We start from the raw sequence: 17,475 nt of genomic DNA, 5'->3' as shown, positions 1-17,475 counted from the left end.
TTATTGACCGCGCATGAACAGCTTATCCAGCTCGCGCATCGACAGCCGGGTCCAGGTGGGGCGGCCGTGGTTGCATTGGCCGGAGCGTTCGGTGGCTTCCATATCGCGCAGCAAGGCGTTCATTTCCGGCAGCGTCAGCTGGCGGTTGGCGCGCACCGCGCCGTGGCAGGCCATGGTGGCCAGGAGCTCGTTGCGGCGCTCGGTCAGCACCTGGCTGAGGCCGAACTCGCGCACATCCTTCAGTACCGCGCGCGCCAGGTCCACCGGATTGCCGTCCTTCAGCCACACCGGCACGCCGCGCACGGCGATCTGGGTGGGGGACAGCGGCGCCAGTTCCATGCCCAGCCGCTTCATCTCCTCGCCGTGTTCGTGGGCGGTGGCCACCTCCATGCGATCGGCGGCGAAGGACACCGGCAGCAGCAAGGGCTGCATCGGGATGGTGTCGGCCTCCAGCGCGGTTTTCAGCTGTTCGTAGACGATGCGTTCGTGGGCGGCGTGCATGTCCACCAGGATCAGCCCGTCTTCGCACTGGCTGAGGATGTAGACGCCGTGCAGCTGCGCCAGCGCGAAGCCCAGCGGCGGAACGCCGTCCGCGCTTTGCGGCAGCGCGGCCACGCGCTGCGGCGGCAGGCTGTATTCCACCGGCGCCGGCGCGGCGGGCTGGGCGCGTTCTTCCTCGCGCAGGCCGCCGAACAGCTTGTCGTAGATGCCGGTGGCTTCCCGGGCCACGTGCAGCGGCATCGCCTGCTGCTGGTAGCGGAAGGCGGGTTGTCCCCCGGCCGGGCCGGAGGAGGGCGCGGCGGGCCGGTTGAACGGCTTGTCGAACAAGGGCGCGGATTCGCCCTGGGCCAGCGCGGGCTCGGCCGCCTCATCGGCGCCGGCGATCTGAACGGTAGGCGCGGCGCCGGCGGTGGTGCTGGCCAAAGCCTTGTGCACGCTGTGGAACAGGAATTGGTGGATGGCCTGCGATTCGCGGAAGCGCACTTCGATCTTGGTCGGGTGCACATTGACGTCGACGCCGGACGGCTCCATGGTCAGGAACAGCGCGTAGGCCGGATGGCGATCGTGGTGCAGCACGTCGCGGTACGCCTGGCGCAGCGCGTGCAGCGCGGTCTTGTCGCGCACGAAGCGGCCGTTGACGTAGAAGTACTGGGCGTCGCGGCTGGCCTTGGAGTAAGTGGGGGAGGCGACGAAGCCGCTGAGCGTCAGCGGGCCGGCGGCGGTGTCGATCTCGATGGCGGCGGCGACGAAATCCTTGCCCAGCATCGCGGCCACGCGTTCGGCCAGGCTTTGCGCCGGCAGGCGCCAGATCACCTTGCCATTGTGGCGCAGCATGAACTCCACATGGGGGTGGGCCAGCGCGATGCGCTCGAAAACGGCCTCGCAGTGCGCGTATTCGGTGTTCTCGCTTTTCAGGAATTTGCGCCGCGCCGGGGTGTTGAAATAGATGTCCACCACCTCGACGCTGGTGCCGGGCGCGTGGGCGGCCGGCTCCACCGGGTGCAGCGCGCCGTCGATGGCGATGAGCTGATGGGCGTGTTCGGCGTCCGGCGGCCGGCTGACCAGGGTCAGCCGCGACACCGAGGCGATGCTGGCGAGGCCCTCGCCGCGGAAACCCAGGGTGGCGACGTTTTCCAGATCGTCCAGCGAGGCGATTTTGCTGGTGGCGTGGCGATCCAGCGCCAGCGCCAGGTCTTCCGCCGCGATGCCGCCGCCGTTGTCGGTGACGCGCAGCAGCTTGATGCCGCCCTGGGCCAGGTCCACCGTGATCTTGGACGCGCCGGCGTCCAGGCTGTTTTCCAGTATTTCCTTGAGCGCGGAGGCGGGGCGTTCCACCACTTCGCCGGCGGCGATCTGGTTGACGAGGTGGTCGGGCAGGCGTTGGATGCGTTTCATGGGCGGCATTGGGGCGTGATGTCAAAGCAAAAGGCCGCGCTACGGCGGCCTTGTCGATTCTACTACGGATCAGCCGCGGGCGGCCGCGCGCTTGTGGCGCCAGATTTCAATCAACCCCGGCAGGAAGGACACCAGGATGATGCCGAAGATCAGCAATTCCAGGTTCTTGCGCACGAAGGGCAGGTTGCCGAAGAAGTAGCCGGCGTAAGTGAAGCCGACCACCCAGGCGATGGCGCCCACCACGTTGTAGCGCAGGAACTGCGGGTAGTGCATCTTGCCGATGCCGGCGACGAAGGGCGCGAAGGTGCGCACGATGGGCACGAAGCGGGCGAAGATGATGGTTTTGCCGCCATGGCGTTCGTAGAAGGCGTGGGTGCGGTCCAGGTATTGCGGCTTCAGGATGCGCGGAAACTTGTCGAACAGCTTCATGCCGACGTTGCGGCCGATGGCGTAATTGGTCGCGTCGCCGAGGATGGCGGCGACGATCAGGAGCAGCACCAGCAAGTGCGGGTTCATCTGGCCCATGGCCGCCAGCGCGCCGGCGACGAAGAGCAGCGAGTCGCCGGGCAGGAAGGGGGTGACCACCAGTCCGGTTTCGCAGAATACGATCAGAAACAGAATGGCGTAGATCCAGGGGCCGTAGGCGGCCACCAGCTGGGACAGATGAGTGTCGATGTGCAGGATGAAGTCGATCAGAAAAGTGATGGCTTCCATGATGTCGTTGCGCTCGGTAAGGGTGCTGCTCGGGTTGAAAGTAAAACTGGCCGGACAAGCCGGCCAGCAATCAGAACCTTTTTAAATGAGGCTCATGAGGGAAGTGATCAGACGACCGCTTCTTCTTTTGGTTTCACCGGCTTGATCATATGTTCGCGCTTCACGCCCAGCCACAGGGCGATCGGGCTGGCGACCAGCACCGAGGAGTAAATGCCGAACACGATGCCGATGGTCAGCGCCATGGCGAAGCCGTGCAGCGCCGGGCCGCCGAACAGCAGCATGGACACCACCATCATCTCGGTGGAGAAGTGGGTGATGATGGTGCGGCTCATCGTGGCGGTGATGGCGTTGTCGATGACTTCGGCCACGCTGTGGCCCTTCATGCCCGGCTTGCGGAAGTTCTCGCGAATCCGGTCGAACACCACCACCGATTCGTTCACCGAGTAGCCCAGCACCGCCAGGATGCCGGCCAGCACGGTCAGCGAAAACTCCCAGCGGAAGAAGGCGAAGCAGCCCAGGATGATCACCACGTCGTGCATGTTGGCGATGATGGCCGCGATGGCGAAACGCCATTCAAAGCGGATGGCCAGGTAGATCATGATGCCCACGCACACCAGGATGGTGGCGGTCAGACCGTGGGTCACCAGTTCCTCGCCCACGCTGGGGCCGACGAAGTCCACTTTGCGCAGTTGCACTTGAGGATCGCCGGCCTTGAGCATGGCCATCACTTTTTCCGACAGCTGGGCGGAGGTGACGCCCGGCTTGTTGGGCAGGCGTATCATCACGTCGCGGCTGCTGCCCAGGCTCTGTACCGTGGATTCGCCCAGCTTGAGCTCGTCCACCTTGTCGCGGATGGCGCCTAGGTCGGCGGACTGCTGGTACTGCACTTCCAGCACGGTGCCGCCGGTGAATTCCACGCTGTAGTTCAGGCCGCGGGTGGCCAGGAAGAAGATGGCCAGGATGAAGGTCACCAGCGAGATGGTCGTGGTGAGCCGGCCGTAGCTCATGAACGGGATGTCCCGTTTGATGCGGAAAAGCTCCATATCCGGTCCTTATCCTTTGTTTTCCGGTTTCCACACCTGGCCGATGGCCAGCGTGGTCAGTTTGCGGCGGCGGCCGTACCACAGGTTGACCAGGCCGCGGGAAATCACCACCGCGGAGAACATCGAGGTCAGGATGCCCAGGCTGTGCACCACGGCGAAGCCGCGCACCGCGCCGGAGCCGAAGATCAGCAGCGCGAGGCCGGCGATCAGCGTGGTGACGTTGGAGTCCAGAATGGTGTGCCAGGCGTGGGTGTAACCGGCCTGGATCGCCGAATGCGGCGGCACGCCGTTGCGCAGCTCCTCGCGGATGCGCTCGTTGATCAGCACGTTGGCGTCGATGGCCATGCCCAGCGCCAGCGCGATGGCGGCGATGCCGGGCAGGGTCAGCGTGGCCTGGATCATGGACAAGAGCGCCAGCAGCAGGAAGACGTTGATCGCCAGCGACAGCGCGGAGAACACGCCGAACATGCCGTAGTACAGGACCATGAAGGTGGCGATGGCGGCAAAGCCCCACAGCGTGGCGTGGAAGCCTTTCTCGATGTTTTCCTGACCCAGGCTCGGGCCTACGGTGCGTTCTTCGACGATGTTCATCGGCGCGGCCAGCGAACCGGCGCGCAAGAGCAGGGCGGTGTCGTTGGCTTCGGCCGGGTTCATGCTGCCGGAGATCTGCACGCGGCCGCCGCCGATTTCGGAGCGGATCACCGGAGCGGTCACCACTTCGGCGCGGCCTTTTTCCACCAGCACCATCGCCATGCGGCGGCCGATGTTCTCGGCGGTCACCTGACGGAAGATGGAGGCGCCGGCGGAGTCCAGATTGATGTGGACGGCGGGCGCGCCGTTTTCGTCGAAGCCGGCCTGGGCGTCGTTGATATTGTCGCCGGTCAGTTCAACGTCCTTGCGCACCAGAATCTTCTGCACGCCGCGGGAAGAGGCTTCGTCCAGCAGCTCGTAGCCGGCCGGCACATTGCCGGCCATCGCGTCGGCCATCTTGCTCGGGTCGTCTTCCACCATGCGCACTTCCAGCGTGGCGGTGCGGCCGATGATGTCCTTGGCGCGGGCGGTGTCCTGGATGCCGGGCAGCTGCACCACGATGCGGTTGGGGCCGTTCTGCTGAATGATGGGCTCGGAGGTGCCCAGCTCATTGACGCGGTTATGCAGCGTGGTGATGTTCTGTTTGACCGCGTCGCCCTGGATCTTGGTGATCTCTTCCGGCTTCAGGGTCAGCGTCAGCCGGTAGTTGCCGTCGTCGCTCTTGACGGTGAGCGAGGGCAGGCTGCGGTAGACCACGTCCTGAGTGGCCTTGAGCGTGTCGGCGTCGCGCAGCTGCACTTCCAGCGTATTGCCGTTGCGCTTGATCGCGCCGTAGCGGACTTTCTTGTTCTTCAGCTCGCGGCGCAAGTCGCCGGCGTAGCGTTCCATCGTCTTGTCGATGGCGGCCTTCATGTCCACTTCCAGCAGGAAGTGCACGCCGCCGCGCAGGTCGAGGCCGAGGAACATCGGGTGCGCCTTCAGGCTGGTCAGCCAGGCGGGGGAGGCGGACAGCAGATTAAGCGCGATGATGTAGTTGTCGCCCAGCGCGTGCTGGATGGCGTCGCGCGCCTTGAGCTGGGTGTCGGCGTCCTTGAAGCGGACTCGCAGGCTGGTTCCGTCGAGGAACAGGCCGTCGGGAGAGATGTTCTGCGCTTTCAGCGCCTCTTCCACGCGCGTCATCACGGCGGTGTCCACCGGAATGGATTGGCGCGAGCTGGAGACCTGGACCGCGGGAGTCTCGCCGTAGAAATTGGGCAGCGTGTAGATCGCGGAAAGGATCAGGGCCACCGCAATGACGAGGTATTTCCAAAGAGGGTAGCGGTTCATGTTTTAGTTCGGGAAAAGAAAATGAACCGGCCACCGGCAGCGCGCTGCGGTGGCCGTCGGCTGAATCCTTACAGCGACTTCAGCGTGCCTTTTTCCAGCTTGGCGGAAACCGAGCCGCGCTGAACGGTGATTTCCACGCCGTTGGCGATTTCCAGAGTCAGGAACTGTTCGCCGATCTTGGCCACGCGGCCGACGATGCCGCCCTGGGTGGCGACTTCATCGCCCTTCTGGATTTCCGACAGCATCTTCTGATGCTCTTTCATGCGCTTCTGCTGCGGGCGCACCATCAGGAACCAGAACAGCACGAAGATGGCGATCATGGGCAGGAAGCCCATCAGGTCGAAACCTCCTACTGCGGCGCCGGTGTTGGCGAAGGCGGGGCTGATAAAGGACATCAAACTACTCCCTTAGATTATGTATTGTTATGGCTGGTCGAAATAAACGGACCATTGTAGCCATGCTGGTCCGCTTTTTCCAATGCTTGCGACGGTCAGGCCTGTGACAGGCCGACCGCGCAGGTGGTTCCTCAGTTGACGCCGCGGGCGCGCTTGGCGGCGAACTCCAGGCGGAAGTCCTCGAAACGGTCTTCCTCGATGGCGCGGCGCATCTGGCGCATCAGCTCCTGGTAATAATGCAGATTGTGTATGGTGTTGAGGCGGGCGCCCAGAATCTCGCCGACGCGGTGCAGATGATGCAGGTAAGCGCGGCTGAAGTTGCGGCAGGCGTAGCACTCGCATTCCTCGTCCAGCGGCTTCTTGTCGTCCTTGTAGCGCGCGTTCTTGATCTTGACGTCGCCCCACTGGGTGAAGATCCAGCCGTTGCGCGCGTTGCGCGTCGGCATCACGCAATCGAACATGTCCACGCCGTTGGCCACGCCGTGCACCAAATCCTCCGGCGTGCCCACGCCCATCAGATAATGCGGCTTCTCCGCCGGCAGCATGTCCTTCAACTCGGTCAGCATCCGGTACATCTCAGGCTTGGGCTCGCCCACCGACAGGCCGCCGATGGCGATGCCGTCGAAGCCGACCTGCATCAGGCCTTCCAGCGATTCCTGGCGCAAATCGGTATAAAGGTTGCCCTGGACGATGCCGAACAGCGCATTGGGGTTTTTCAGATCGTCGAAGGCGCGGCGCGAACGCTCGGCCCAGCGCAAGCTCATCTGCAGCGACTTCTGCGCGGTGGCGTGGTCCACCTGGCCCGGCGTGCACTCGTCCAGCTGCATCACGATGTCGGAGTTGAGCACGGTCTGGATCTTCATCGAGATTTCCGGGCTCAGGAACAGCTTGTCGCCGTTGATCGGGCTTTGGAAGGTGCAGCCTTCCTCGGTCAGCTTGCGCATATCGGACAGGCTGAACACCTGGAAGCCGCCGGAATCGGTGAGGATGGGTTTGTCCCAGCCGATGAACTCGTGCAGGCCGCCGAACTGTTCGACGATCTCCAGGCCCGGGCGCAGCCACAGGTGGAAAGTGTTGCCCAGAATGATCTGGGCGCCGATGTCGTTCAGCTCGACCGGGCTCATCGCCTTGACCGAGCCGTAAGTGCCCACCGGCTGGAACACCGGCGTCTCCACGGTGCCGTGGTTCAGCTCCAGCGTGCCGCGCCGCGCGCCGCCGGAGGTTTTATGTACGGTAAACTTCAGCATGATTCGGGGATTGCTCTGGTATGTTTGTTTAGCAAAATCAGCCGGCTAGTATACCGTAAGCCGCGCCCGCTGGGGCTTTGTCGCGGTTTCCTCCTCGCGGCGGATGAAAAAAACGCTTGCCAAGCGTAGCGGGCTTGTTTAGTATTCGCAGCTCGACGACAGGCACGTAGCTCAGCTGGTTAGAGCACCGTCTTGATAAGGCGGGGGTCGTTGGTTCGAGTCCAATCGTGCCTACCAAAATTCAAACGCATGGAGCGTTACAAGTGTCCAACTTGCGAACTACCACAACCCGACATACTCACGCTAGCTGAGCCTTGCGGGTTGTTCCATGCAAAAAAAGTGCGGCTCAGGCCGCACTTTTTTTTTATCCTACGCTTTCTAAAAATTTCTCTCTCGCCTTGTTGGAGTTGACATGCCAGACATTCGCTTGCCGGACGGCTCGATCCGTTCGTTCGATAAACCGGTAACGGTTCATGAAGTGGCCGCATCCATCGGCGCAGGCTTGGCTCGCGCGGCGCTCGCCGGCCGCGTGGACGGCGCGCTGGTGGACACCTCTTACGCCATCGACCGCAATGCCGACCTGGCCATCATCACCGACAAGGACGCGGACGGCCTGTCCATCATCCGCCACTCCACCGCCCACTTGCTGGCCTATGCGGTAAAGGAGCTGTTCCCGGAGGCCCAGGTCACCATCGGGCCGGAGATCGAAAACGGCTTCTACTACGATTTCGCCTACAAGCGCCCGTTCACGCCGGAAGACCTGGCCGCCATTGAAAAGAAAATGGCCGAGCTGGCGAAGAAAGACATCCCGGTGGAGCGTTACGAGCTGCCGCGCGACGAAGCCATTGCCTACTTCAAGAGCATAGGTGAGGCCTATAAGGCCGAGATCATCGAATCCATCCCGCAGGGCGAAGTGCTGAGCCTGTACCGCGAGGGCGAATTCACCGACCTGTGCCGCGGCCCCCACGTGCCGTCCACCGGCAAGCTCAAGGTGTTCAAGCTGATGAAGGTGGCCGGCGCCTACTGGCGCGGCGACAGCAAGAATGAAATGCTGCAGCGCGTTTACGGCACCGCCTGGGCCAAGAAAGAAGACCTGGACGCCTATCTCTATATGTTGGAAGAGGCGGAAAAGCGCGACCATCGCAAGCTGGGCGTGCAACTGGACCTGTTCCACCTGCAGGACGAGGCGCCGGGCATGGTGTTCTGGCATCCCAAGGGCTGGCAGCTGTGGCAGAGCGTCGAGCAATACATGCGCGAGAAGCTGAACCGCGAAGGCTATAAGGAAATCCGCACCCCGATGATGATGGACGCCCATCTGTGGGAGCGTTCCGGCCACGCCGCCAACTACCGCGAGAACATGTTCATCACCGAATCGGAAAAGCGCGACTACGCGGTCAAGCCGATGAACTGCCCGGGCCATGTGCAGGTGTTCAATAGCGGTCTGCGTTCTTATCGCGATCTGCCGCTGCGCTACGCCGAGTTCGGCTCCTGCCACCGCAACGAGCCGTCCGGCGCGTTGCACGGCATCATGCGCGTGCGCGGCTTCGTGCAGGACGATGGCCACATCTTCTGTACCGAAGACCAGATCAACCAGGAGGCCAAGGATTTCCATCGCCTGGTGATGGAAGTGTACGAGCGCTTCGGCTTCGACAAGGTGGCGATCAAGCTGGCGCTGCGTCCGGAAAAACGCATCGGCGAAGAATCCACCTGGGACAAGGCGGAAGAAGGCATGCGCGAAGCGCTGCGCGCTTGCGGCGTGGAGTGGGAAGAGCTGCCGGGCGAGGGCGCGTTCTACGGCCCCAAGATCGAATACCACATCAAGGACGCGCTGGGCCGTTCCTGGCAGTGCGGCACCCTGCAGCTGGACTTCATGTTGCCGGAGCGTCTGGACGCCGAATACGTGGCCGACGACAACAGCCGCAAGCGCCCGGTGATGCTGCACCGCGCGGCGCTGGGTTCGCTGGAGCGCTTCCTCGGCATCCTGATCGAAAACCACGCCGGCGCCTTCCCCTTGTGGCTGGCTCCGGTGCAGATGGTGGTGATGAATATCACCGAAGCGCAGGCCGAATACGCGGCCAATGTGGCCGCCAAACTGCGCGAACAAGGCTTCCGCGTTGATCTTGACTTGAGAAACGAGAAGATCGGCTATAAAATTCGCGAGCACAGTCTGCAAAAGTTGCCGTATCAGATCATCGTCGGCGACAAGGAGAAGGCTGGCGAGTTGGTTGCCGTACGCTCCCGCGGGGAAGACCTGGGGCAGCTTACGCTGGATGCGCTGATTGCGCGCCTCAAGGCTGAGATGCCTGGGGCCTGATTCCGGCGACGGCAGGCATTGAGTTTAGATTAATAGGAGATTTGGCTATAGCTCAGGAACGCGAAGCACGGATCAACGGCGAGATTACCGCCCGTGAAATTCGTCTGGTAGGTAAAGAAGGTGAGCAGATTGGTGTTGTCAGTCTGCGTGAGGCAATGGCGCTGGCGGAGGAGGGCGATGTGGATCTGGTGGAGATTTCCCCGACCGCGCAGCCTCCGGTATGCAAGCTGATGGACTACGGCAAGTACAAGTACGAGCAGTCCAAGAAGCGTCACGAAGCCAAGCAGAAGCAGAAACAGGTTCAGATCAAGGAAATCAAGTTCCGTCCGGGCACCGACGACGGCGACTACAACGTCAAGTTGCGCAACTTGACCCGATTCCTGGCTGACGGCGACAAAGCCAAGGTCACCCTGCGCTTCCGCGGTCGTGAGATGGCCCACCAGAACATCGGTTTGGAGTTGCTTAAGCGTGTCGAAGCCGATTTGTCCGAAATTGCGGTGGTTGAGCAGTTTCCCAAGCTGGAAGGCCGCCAGATGGTCATGATGATTGCGCCGAAGAAGAAATAATCGGTATAATCATCAAACTGACACGGCAGGGTTCGCTCTGCCGTGTTGATTTTGTAGGTCGGCAACGATCTGCCCAAAAGCGTGACACGATGGTTTTTCAAGCGTTTCCGGATTCGTCCGGCAGCCACCTCGCGTCTAATCTAATCAAAATTCAGCAGGAGCAGTCCATGCCGAAAATGAAAACCAAGTCGAGCGCGAAAAAGCGTCTCAAAGTACTGGGCAATGGTGGTGTAAAGCGCTCTTACGCGTTCAAGCGTCACATCCTGACCAAGAAAACCACCAAGAACAAGCGCCAACTGCGTGGTACTACCATGGTAGATAGCACCAATATGGCCTCTGTTCGCGCAATGATGCCCTACGCTTAAGGAGACTAAGATATGCCACGCGTAAAACGCGGTGTAACCGCTCGTGCTCGTCACAAGAAAATCCTCGCACTGGCGAAAGGCTATCGCGGCCGCCGGAAGAACGTCTATCGCATCGCCAAACAGGCGGTGATGAAAGCCGGTCAGTACGCCTACCGTGACCGTCGTCAGAAAAAGCGTCAGTTCCGTCAACTGTGGATTGCTCGTATCAACGCAGCTGCTCGTGAAAACGGCCTGCCGTACAGCAAATTCATGAACGGCCTGAAAAAAGCCTCTATCGAAATCGACCGCAAGGTCCTGGCCGACCTGGCCGTGTTCGACAAGCCGGCTTTTGCACAGATCGTCGAAAAGGCGAAAGCAAGCCTCGCTGCTTAATCGCCCGGACGGATCAAAAGGGAGGCAATCTTGCCTCCCTTTTTTTTGATGCGGCCCGGCCGCAGGCATGACTCAAGATCAAGACGGTTGGCCAGACTCGCCCGAGTGCTGGGGCGCGTGTGGCCAGCTTTCTTTCGCATACGGTGTGGAACACGATGAACAACGTTGACGCGATTCTCCAATCCGGTCTGGCCGCGGTAGCCGCGGCGGCCGATCTTCTTGAACTGGAGCAGGTCAAGGCCCGCTATCTGGGCAAGAGCGGCGAGTTGACCGAACTCCTGAAACAGCTGGGCAAGCTGCCCGCCGAAGAGCGCAAGGCCGCCGGCGCCACCATCAATGTGGCCAAGCAGGCTTTTGAGGCCGCGCACAAGCAGCGCCTCGACCAATTGAACGCCGCCAAGCTGGAGGCGCAACTGGCTGCCGAGGCGCTGGACGTGACCCTGCCGGGGCGCGGCAGCAACGGCGGCGGCCTGCACCCGGTGGCGCTGACGCTGGAACGCATCGCCGGCCTGTTCCGCACCATGGGTTTTGAAGTGGCGGACGGCCCGGAGATCGAAACCGATTTCTACAATTTCCAGGCGCTGAACATCCCGGAAAACCATCCCGCACGCGCGATGGCCGACACCTTCTACGTGGAAGGCGGCGACGTGCTGCGCACGCATACCAGCCCGATCCAGGCGCGCTTCATGATGAACAATCAGCCGCCTATCAAGATCGTGGCCCCGGGCCGCGTATACCGCGTGGACTCCGACGCCACCCATTCGCCGATGTTCCACCAGATGGAAGGCCTGTGGGTGGAAGAGGGCGTGTCCTTCGCCGACCTCAAGGCGGTGGTGACCGACTTCCTGCGCCGTTTCTTCGAGCGCGACGATCTGCAAGTGCGCTTCCGTCCGTCCTTCTTCCCGTTTACCGAGCCCTCGGCGGAAATCGACGTGCTGGGCGAGCGCGGCTGGCTGGAAGTGGGCGGCTGCGGCATGGTGCACCCCAATGTGTTGCGCAATGTCAACATCGACCCGGAGCGTTACACCGGCTTCGCCTTCGGCATCGGTCTCGATCGTTTCGCCATGCTGCGCTATGGCGTCAACGACCTGCGGCTGTTCTTCGAGAACGACCTCAACTTCCTGAGACAGTTCAACTGATCGCGTACGGAGCCGAATACTATGCAATTTTCCGAACAATGGCTGAGAAGCTGGGTTAATCCGTCGCTGAGCACCGACGAGCTGTCCTACCTGCTGACCATGGCGGGTCTGGAAGTGGAAGAAGTCAACGCCGCCGCGCCGGCCTTCAGCGGCGTGGTGGTGGCCGAAGTCAAGGAAGTGGCCAAGCACGAAAACGCCGACCGCCTGCGCGTGACCAAGGTGGACGTGGGCACGGGCGAACTGGTGCAGATCGTCTGCGGCGCGCCCAATGTCGCCGTCGGCCTGAAAGTGCCGTGCGCCTTGCCCGGCGCCGCGCTGCCCGGCGATTTCAAGATCAAGCCGACCAAGATGCGCGGCGTCGAATCCAACGGCATGCTGTGCTCCGGCAAGGAGCTGGGCGTGCCGGACGAGGCCGACGGCCTGCTGGTGCTGCCGGCCGACGCGCCGGCGGGGCAGAGCATACGCGACTACCTGGGCCTGGACGACCAGCTGTTCACGCTGAAAATCACTCCCAACCGCGCCGACTGCCTGTCCATCCGCGGCATCGCGCGCGAAGTGGCGGCGCTGACCGGCGCAGAACTGGCGCCGGTGGCCATTCCCGCGGTGGCCCCGGTCATCGACGACGCGCTGTCGGTGAGCATAGACGCCGCCGCTGGCTGCGGCCGCTACCTGGGCCGCGCGCTCAAGGGCGTCAACGCCGCCGCCGCCACGCCGGAATGGATGCGCCGCCGCCTGGAGCGCGCCGGCCTGCGTTCGATTTCCGCCGTGGTCGACATCACCAACTACGTATTGTTGGAACAAGGCCAGCCGATGCACGCCTTCGACCTGGCCAAGCTGGACGGCGGCATCGTCGTGCGCATGGCCAAGGACGGCGAAGAGCTGCTGTGCCTGAACGAGAAAACCGTCAAGCTCAAGTCCGATTACATGGTGATCGCGGACCAGACCAAGGCGTTGGCCATCGCCGGCATCATGGGCGGCGAGCACAGCGGCGTCACCGTCGCCAGCACGGATATTTTCCTGGAAAGCGCCTTCTTCGCGCCGGAAGCGATCGCCGGCAAGGCGCGCGAGCTGGGCTTCGGTTCCGATTCTTCCTTCCGTTACGAGCGCGGCGTAGACTTCCAGCTGCAGCGCGAAGCGATGGAACGCGCCACCCGCCTGGTGCTGGACATCTGCGGCGGTCAGCCGGGTCCGGTGGTGGAGGCCGTGGCCGAACTGCCGCGGCGCGGCGAGGTCAAGCTGCGCGTGCCGCGTTGCGCCAAGCTGTTGGGCGTGAGCTTGAGCAGCGCGCAGATCGGTGAAATTCTGGGACGGCTGGGCCTGGCGCACCGTCTGGACGGCGAAGTCTTCACCGTGGAGGCGCCGTCCTTCCGCTTCGACATCGCGATCGAGGAAGACCTGATCGAGGAAGTGGCGCGGGTATACGGCTACGACGCGATCCCCGCCGACGCGCCGCGTTCCGGCATGCGCATGCTGGCGCAGCGGGAAGAGCTGCGGCCGCGCGATCAGATCCGCCATCTGCTGGCGGCGCGCGACTATCAGGAAATCGTCAGCTACGCCTTCGTCGACGAGGCCTGGGAGCGCGATTTCGCCGCCAACGAGCAGCCGGTGCGCCTGATCAACCCGATCGCTTCGCAGATGAGCGTGATGCGCTCCACGCTGATCGGCGGGCTGGTGGACGTGCTGGTGGGCAACCTCAACCGCAAGCAGCCGCGCGTGCGCGTGTTCGAAGTGGCGCGCGTGTTCAAGAAATCCGCCGACTGGTTCGATCAGCCGGAAAAAGTGGCCGGCCTTGCCTGGGGTCCGCGCTTGCCGGAGCAATGGGGCGTCAAGGCCGAACGCGTCGATTTCTTCGACGTCAAAGCCGATGTCGAAGCCCTGTTGCACCCGCGGCGCGCGGATTTCTGCAAGGCCGCGCATCCGGCCTTCCATCCGGGCCGTTGCGCCGAAGTGCTGGTGGACGGCGTGGTTGTCGGCGTGATCGGCGAACTGCATCCCAAGTGGGCGCAGCAATACGATCTGCCCAGCGCGCCGGTGCTGTTCGAACTTGACCTGGCGGCGGCGGAAGCGCGGCAGCCCATCAAGGCGCAGCCGGTGAGCAAGTTCCAGGCGGTGCGCCGCGATCTGGCGCTGGTGGTGGACGAGGCGGTGGAAACGGCCCAATTGCTGGCCTGCTTCGCCAAGCACGGCGCCGCCATCGTCAGCGAAGTGGCTTTGTTCGACGTTTATCGCGGCAAAGGCGTGGAAGAGGGCAAGAAGAGTCTGGCCTTCCGCGTGATGTTGCAGGACAATAGCCGCACGCTGACCGACGAAGACGTGGAGCCGGCGCTCAAGGCCCTGCTGGACGGCGTTGCCGCCGAGCTGGGCGCTCAGTTGCGCTGAGCCCAAGGCGTGGAGCCCGCCGCGGAGTCGGCGGGCTTTTGAATGATTAGAAATATTGATGTGTGAGAGGGTGACATGACTTTGACCAAGGCTGAGCTGGCCGACATGCTGTTCGATCAAGTGGGTTTGAACAAGCGTGAAGCCAAGGACATGGTTGAATCGTTCTTTGAGGAAATTCGCCAGGCCCTGGAGTCCGGCGACTCCGTCAAATTGTCCGGTTTCGGCAATTTCCAATTGCGCGACAAGCCGCAGCGTCCGGGTCGCAACCCCAAGACCGGGGAAGAGATTCCCATCACCGCGCGACGTGTGGTAACGTTCCACGCTAGTCAGAAACTCAAGGGAATGGTCGAGCAATTCCATGCCAACAAGCAAGGCTGATCTGCCGCCGATACCGTCCAAGCGCTACTTCACCATTAGCGAGGTGAGCGAGCTCACCGGCGTCAAGCCGCATGTGCTGCGCTATTGGGAGCAGGAGTTTTCCCAATTGCGCCAGGTGAAGCGCCGCGGCAACCGCCGTTATTACCAACATCACGAAGTGTTATTGGTCAGGCGCATTCGCGGTCTGTTATATGACGACGGGTTTACCATCCACGGCGCCCGCCAGCGTCTGGGCGCGGACGGCCAAGAAGTGCGCCCGGCAACGGCCCAGGAGGTCAGGACCGAGTTGGAGGCGATTTTGGAATGGCTTGATTCAGGGCTTGGCAAAAATCAAAAAGCAGTTTAGAATACGTTTCTCTCGAGTCGGGGCGTAGCGCAGCCTGGTAGCGCACCTGCATGGGGTGCAGGGGGTCGGAAGTTCGAATCTTCTCGCCCCGACCAAAGAATTCCAAAAGTATCAAATATTTAAAAGCTCTGCGTTTGCAGAGCTTTTTTTATTTTCCCCTCCAAATATTAGAAATCCTTCTAATTCCATCCCCTTCAATGAGTCGAATTCGGCGGGCGATTTTTATTGCCCGATAGACGGCGGCGAACCATTTGTTTCTGCGCCTGCCGTATTCCTGTGGCCGCCGCGGAGATGCGCGGCGGCGTATCGCCGACTTTTGTGAGGATTGCCATGTTGCATGTAGTAGCCGTGATTACCGCCAAGCCGGACCAGCGCGCCGTGATTTTGCGCGAGTTGAATGCGATCGTGCCCCTGGTGCGCGAGGAAGAGGGCTGCATCGAGTACGGCCCGGCGCTGGACCACGCGGATTCGCCGCAGCCGTATGGCGCGGACAGCCTGGTGGTGATAGAGAAGTGGACCAGCAAGGCGGCCTTGGACCGCCACCTGGACGCGCCGCCGCTGCGCGCCTTCGTCGCCGCGACCGAGGGCGCGGTGGCCGGCTTGGCCGTGCATGTGTTGAACCCGGCCTAAGAACCTGTTTACGACCTGCTACGCGTCGGCGATGCGGCGTTGAAAACCGCCTAGAAATGCTCATGCACCACGAGTGCATTCCGCTTTCTCAGCGGTTTTCGCCTTGTCCGCCCTCGCTCGCGAGACGCTGAACAGACCCAAACGCTGCTTACCGTTCCCCGCCGGCCTTGCCGGCTATTTTTCTGGGCGGATGTCGGTCAGAGGCGCTTCGATGGGCAGCCGTTGCAGCTCGCTGTTGAAAAAGCTGCGCTCGCCGCGCCGCAGCGACGGCAGCAAGGCTTGGAGGCGGGACAGCGCGTCCGCGGCCTCCCGGCCGGCGCCCTGCTCATGCAGCAGGAACCAGGCGGCTTCCAGCAATAGATTGGCTTGTTGCAGAGGAGGGAAGGCGGCGTTGCCGGCGAGTTGCTCGTCCAGCGCCAGGACCGCCGCCGAGGACCAGCGGCTGAAGCCCTTGGCCGGAGACAAGGAGGCGTGCAAGGGCTGCAAGGCCGCGATGGCGTCTTCCAGCGCCAGCGGTTGCTGGGCGCGGAAGGCCGAGAGGCTGCGCGAACGCGGCGGCGGGCAGTTGCCGCGGGCGATGCGCAGGATGAAGATCAGATTCCAGGCTGAGCCGCTGCCGTAGCCGAAGCGGTCGCAAATCCATTCGGACAGCCCAAGCCAGCGCATCGCCTGCAACTGCACCGCGCCCACGCGCTGCTCGCGTTCCGGGTCGACCAGCCCCTGCTGCCAGAACAGCCACAAGCACCAGCCGATATTGGCGGCCACATGTTGGGCGGCGTCGATGGAGTCCGCCTCGTAAGCCGCTTCCAGCGCGCCGCTCAAGGCTTGCAGCGCCGCGCCGGCCTCGTCCCGTTGGCGCGCGGCGCCGGCGCCGCTGGTGGCGGCGTGCTTGTGCAGCAGGGCCAGCAGGTTCAGGCATTCGAAGCGCACGCGCGGGTTGTAGCGGAAAACCGGCTGCAGCTCCGGCGAGGTTTGCAGGTGTTCCAGCGCGGTCCGCGCCGCGTCGGCGTCGCCTTGGGAGTAACGCTCCCAGGCTTTGACGATGCAGGCCATCGCGGCGAAGGTGGGATGGGCGTGATGGACGCTGCCGGCGTCCAGCACTCGGTCCAGCCGCTTCAGCGCGCTGCGGCTGCCGTCCAGTTGGGCGCTGCGGCGCAGGGCCAGGCTTTCTTTCATCAAGGCCAGCGCTTGCTGAAAATCGTCTCCGGCGAATTGACGCGCGACGTGGAAGGATTCCGCCACCTGGCGGCTGGGGCGGCGTCCGAAGCCGTCGTATTCGTCGCGGATGGCCTGCGCCATCTGTTGCCAAAAGCGCATGTCGCGCATCAGATAGGACAGATCGCCGGCCGGGCTTTCCGGTTTTTCCCGGGGAAGACCGAGGAAGTGCTCCAGCCAATCCCGCTCCACCTCGACGCCGGCGGCGCGGAAGCGCAGCCGCGAGGCCATGTCGGCCGTCAGCCAGAACGGACCGCGGCTGCGTCCGTTCAGCGGCAGGGTGGCGATGGGCCGGCCGCGCGCGGCGCCCCAGCCGGCCTGCACGCCCCAGCGGGCGAAGTCGGCGAACGCGCGCGAGATCAGCATGCGGATATTGTTCTGGCCGGGAAAGCCTAGCCGCAGGGCGGCGGCGGACACCGCGCCGTCGCCGAACTGCTGGGCGTGCCAGAGCCGGGCCAGCAGCCAGACGGATTGGCCGCGGGCGGCCTCGCCCTTGACGCGGTAGGGAGCGGACAACTCGATTTCGATGAGGTCGGGAGCTTCTGTCATGGTTGGAATGGGAGCTGAACAGGAGGCCGGCAAGGCGGGGAGCGCTTGCTGGCGAGGAGGCGATGTCGCC

General features: G+C 63.1%; 16 protein-coding genes and 2 tRNA genes. 11 read left to right on the top strand and 7 right to left on the bottom strand.

Translation table 11 applies throughout. From position 1 onward, the window contains the following. The 6 genes from mutL to tgt form a co-directional block, all read right to left on the bottom strand. On the bottom strand, window positions 1-1,896 hold the full coding sequence (mutL, locus tag DB032_RS15400; RefSeq protein WP_107801917.1) for a DNA mismatch repair endonuclease MutL: 1,896 nt from the start codon (window positions 1,894-1,896) through the stop codon (window positions 1-3). Between the two features lie 69 nt (window positions 1,897-1,965). Beyond that, a complete protein-coding gene (locus DB032_RS15395; RefSeq protein WP_107800251.1) occupies window positions 1,966-2,610 on the bottom strand; it encodes a DedA family protein in 645 nt (214 codons plus the stop codon). Between the two features lie 107 nt (window positions 2,611-2,717). Then, complete coding sequence (gene secF / locus DB032_RS15390; RefSeq protein ID WP_107800250.1) at window positions 2,718-3,653, bottom strand: protein translocase subunit SecF; 936 nt, start codon at window positions 3,651-3,653, stop codon at window positions 2,718-2,720. Between the two features lie 9 nt (window positions 3,654-3,662). Next, window positions 3,663-5,510 carry a protein translocase subunit SecD gene (gene secD / locus DB032_RS15385; protein ID WP_107800249.1) on the bottom strand — a complete coding sequence of 616 codons (1,848 nt, stop codon included), beginning with the start codon at window positions 5,508-5,510 and terminating at the stop codon, window positions 3,663-3,665. A gap of 68 nt (window positions 5,511-5,578) precedes the next feature. Continuing rightward, window positions 5,579-5,905: a preprotein translocase subunit YajC gene (yajC, locus tag DB032_RS15380; protein WP_043633815.1), complete on the bottom strand. Its 327-nt coding sequence runs from the start codon at window positions 5,903-5,905 to the stop codon at window positions 5,579-5,581. Between the two features lie 131 nt (window positions 5,906-6,036). Further along, a complete protein-coding gene (gene tgt / locus DB032_RS15375; protein ID WP_107800248.1) occupies window positions 6,037-7,152 on the bottom strand; it encodes a tRNA guanosine(34) transglycosylase Tgt in 1,116 nt (371 codons plus the stop codon). A gap of 160 nt (window positions 7,153-7,312) precedes the next feature. Here tgt and DB032_RS15370 point away from each other — a divergent pair. The 11 genes from DB032_RS15370 (at window position 7,313) to DB032_RS15320 (ending at window position 15,641) form a co-directional block, all read left to right on the top strand. Then, window positions 7,313-7,389, top strand: a tRNA-Ile gene (locus DB032_RS15370). Between the two features lie 175 nt (window positions 7,390-7,564). Continuing rightward, window positions 7,565-9,466: a threonine--tRNA ligase gene (thrS, locus tag DB032_RS15365; RefSeq protein ID WP_107800247.1), complete on the top strand. Its 1,902-nt coding sequence runs from the start codon at window positions 7,565-7,567 to the stop codon at window positions 9,464-9,466. Between the two features lie 41 nt (window positions 9,467-9,507). Beyond that, complete coding sequence (infC, locus tag DB032_RS15360; protein WP_081556240.1) at window positions 9,508-10,032, top strand: translation initiation factor IF-3; 525 nt, start codon at window positions 9,508-9,510, stop codon at window positions 10,030-10,032. A 167-nt stretch (window positions 10,033-10,199) separates the two neighbouring features. Further along, window positions 10,200-10,397, top strand: coding sequence for a 50S ribosomal protein L35 (gene rpmI, locus DB032_RS15355; protein WP_019103239.1), 198 nt, complete (start codon window positions 10,200-10,202; stop codon window positions 10,395-10,397). Between the two features lie 12 nt (window positions 10,398-10,409). After that, window positions 10,410-10,769 (top strand): 50S ribosomal protein L20, encoded by a 360-nt coding sequence (rplT, locus tag DB032_RS15350; protein WP_019103240.1) that lies wholly within the window; start codon window positions 10,410-10,412, stop codon window positions 10,767-10,769. Between the two features lie 155 nt (window positions 10,770-10,924). Further along, window positions 10,925-11,908 carry a phenylalanine--tRNA ligase subunit alpha gene (pheS, locus tag DB032_RS15345; protein ID WP_107800246.1) on the top strand — a complete coding sequence of 328 codons (984 nt, stop codon included), beginning with the start codon at window positions 10,925-10,927 and terminating at the stop codon, window positions 11,906-11,908. A gap of 21 nt (window positions 11,909-11,929) precedes the next feature. After that, entirely contained in the window at window positions 11,930-14,287 is a 2,358-nt protein-coding gene (gene pheT, locus DB032_RS15340) for a phenylalanine--tRNA ligase subunit beta (RefSeq protein ID WP_107800245.1), read from the top strand. Window positions 14,288-14,362: 75 nt separating this feature from the next. Further along, window positions 14,363-14,665 carry an integration host factor subunit alpha gene (locus DB032_RS15335; RefSeq protein ID WP_019103243.1) on the top strand — a complete coding sequence of 101 codons (303 nt, stop codon included), beginning with the start codon at window positions 14,363-14,365 and terminating at the stop codon, window positions 14,663-14,665. Beyond that, on the top strand, window positions 14,646-15,011 hold the full coding sequence (locus DB032_RS15330) for a MerR family transcriptional regulator (RefSeq protein WP_107800244.1): 366 nt from the start codon (window positions 14,646-14,648) through the stop codon (window positions 15,009-15,011). The genes DB032_RS15335 and DB032_RS15330 overlap by 20 nt, the downstream gene beginning before the upstream one ends. An 18-nt stretch (window positions 15,012-15,029) precedes the next feature. Beyond that, a tRNA-Pro gene (locus tag DB032_RS15325) sits at window positions 15,030-15,106 on the top strand. Window positions 15,107-15,341: 235 nt separating this feature from the next. Continuing rightward, window positions 15,342-15,641 carry a putative quinol monooxygenase gene (locus tag DB032_RS15320; RefSeq protein ID WP_107800243.1) on the top strand — a complete coding sequence of 100 codons (300 nt, stop codon included), beginning with the start codon at window positions 15,342-15,344 and terminating at the stop codon, window positions 15,639-15,641. Window positions 15,642-15,815: 174 nt separating this feature from the next. On the opposite strand, the gene DB032_RS15315 is transcribed toward DB032_RS15320, so the two are convergent. Continuing rightward, entirely contained in the window at window positions 15,816-17,405 is a 1,590-nt protein-coding gene (locus DB032_RS15315) for a hypothetical protein (protein ID WP_107800242.1), read from the bottom strand. Window positions 17,406-17,475: the final 70 nt, after the last annotated feature.

This window comes from Chromobacterium sp. Panama, from assembly GCF_003052555.1.
In the GTDB taxonomy this organism is placed as follows: domain Bacteria; phylum Pseudomonadota; class Gammaproteobacteria; order Burkholderiales; family Chromobacteriaceae; genus Chromobacterium.
This window is presented reverse-complemented; position numbering and strand designations above follow the sequence as displayed.

Excerpts from the sequence above, each read along its gene's own strand:
- mutL (WP_107801917.1), bottom strand. The coding sequence starts at position 1,896 with ATGAAACGCATCCAACGCCTGCCCGACCACCTCGTCAACCAGATCGCC.
- DB032_RS15395 (WP_107800251.1), bottom strand. The coding sequence starts at position 2,610 with ATGGAAGCCATCACTTTTCTGATCGACTTCATCCTGCACATCGACACT.
- secF (WP_107800250.1), bottom strand. The coding sequence starts at position 3,653 with ATGGAGCTTTTCCGCATCAAACGGGACATCCCGTTCATGAGCTACGGC.
- secD (WP_107800249.1), bottom strand. The coding sequence starts at position 5,510 with ATGAACCGCTACCCTCTTTGGAAATACCTCGTCATTGCGGTGGCCCTG.
- yajC (WP_043633815.1), bottom strand. The coding sequence starts at position 5,905 with ATGTCCTTTATCAGCCCCGCCTTCGCCAACACCGGCGCCGCAGTAGGA.
- tgt (WP_107800248.1), bottom strand. The coding sequence starts at position 7,152 with ATGCTGAAGTTTACCGTACATAAAACCTCCGGCGGCGCGCGGCGCGGC.
- thrS (WP_107800247.1), top strand. The coding sequence starts at position 7,565 with ATGCCAGACATTCGCTTGCCGGACGGCTCGATCCGTTCGTTCGATAAA.
- rpmI (WP_019103239.1), top strand. The coding sequence starts at position 10,200 with ATGCCGAAAATGAAAACCAAGTCGAGCGCGAAAAAGCGTCTCAAAGTA.
- rplT (WP_019103240.1), top strand. The coding sequence starts at position 10,410 with ATGCCACGCGTAAAACGCGGTGTAACCGCTCGTGCTCGTCACAAGAAA.
- pheS (WP_107800246.1), top strand. The coding sequence starts at position 10,925 with ATGAACAACGTTGACGCGATTCTCCAATCCGGTCTGGCCGCGGTAGCC.
- pheT (WP_107800245.1), top strand. The coding sequence starts at position 11,930 with ATGCAATTTTCCGAACAATGGCTGAGAAGCTGGGTTAATCCGTCGCTG.
- DB032_RS15335 (WP_019103243.1), top strand. The coding sequence starts at position 14,363 with ATGACTTTGACCAAGGCTGAGCTGGCCGACATGCTGTTCGATCAAGTG.
- DB032_RS15330 (WP_107800244.1), top strand. The coding sequence starts at position 14,646 with ATGCCAACAAGCAAGGCTGATCTGCCGCCGATACCGTCCAAGCGCTAC.
- DB032_RS15320 (WP_107800243.1), top strand. The coding sequence starts at position 15,342 with ATGTTGCATGTAGTAGCCGTGATTACCGCCAAGCCGGACCAGCGCGCC.
- DB032_RS15315 (WP_107800242.1), bottom strand. The coding sequence starts at position 17,405 with ATGACAGAAGCTCCCGACCTCATCGAAATCGAGTTGTCCGCTCCCTAC.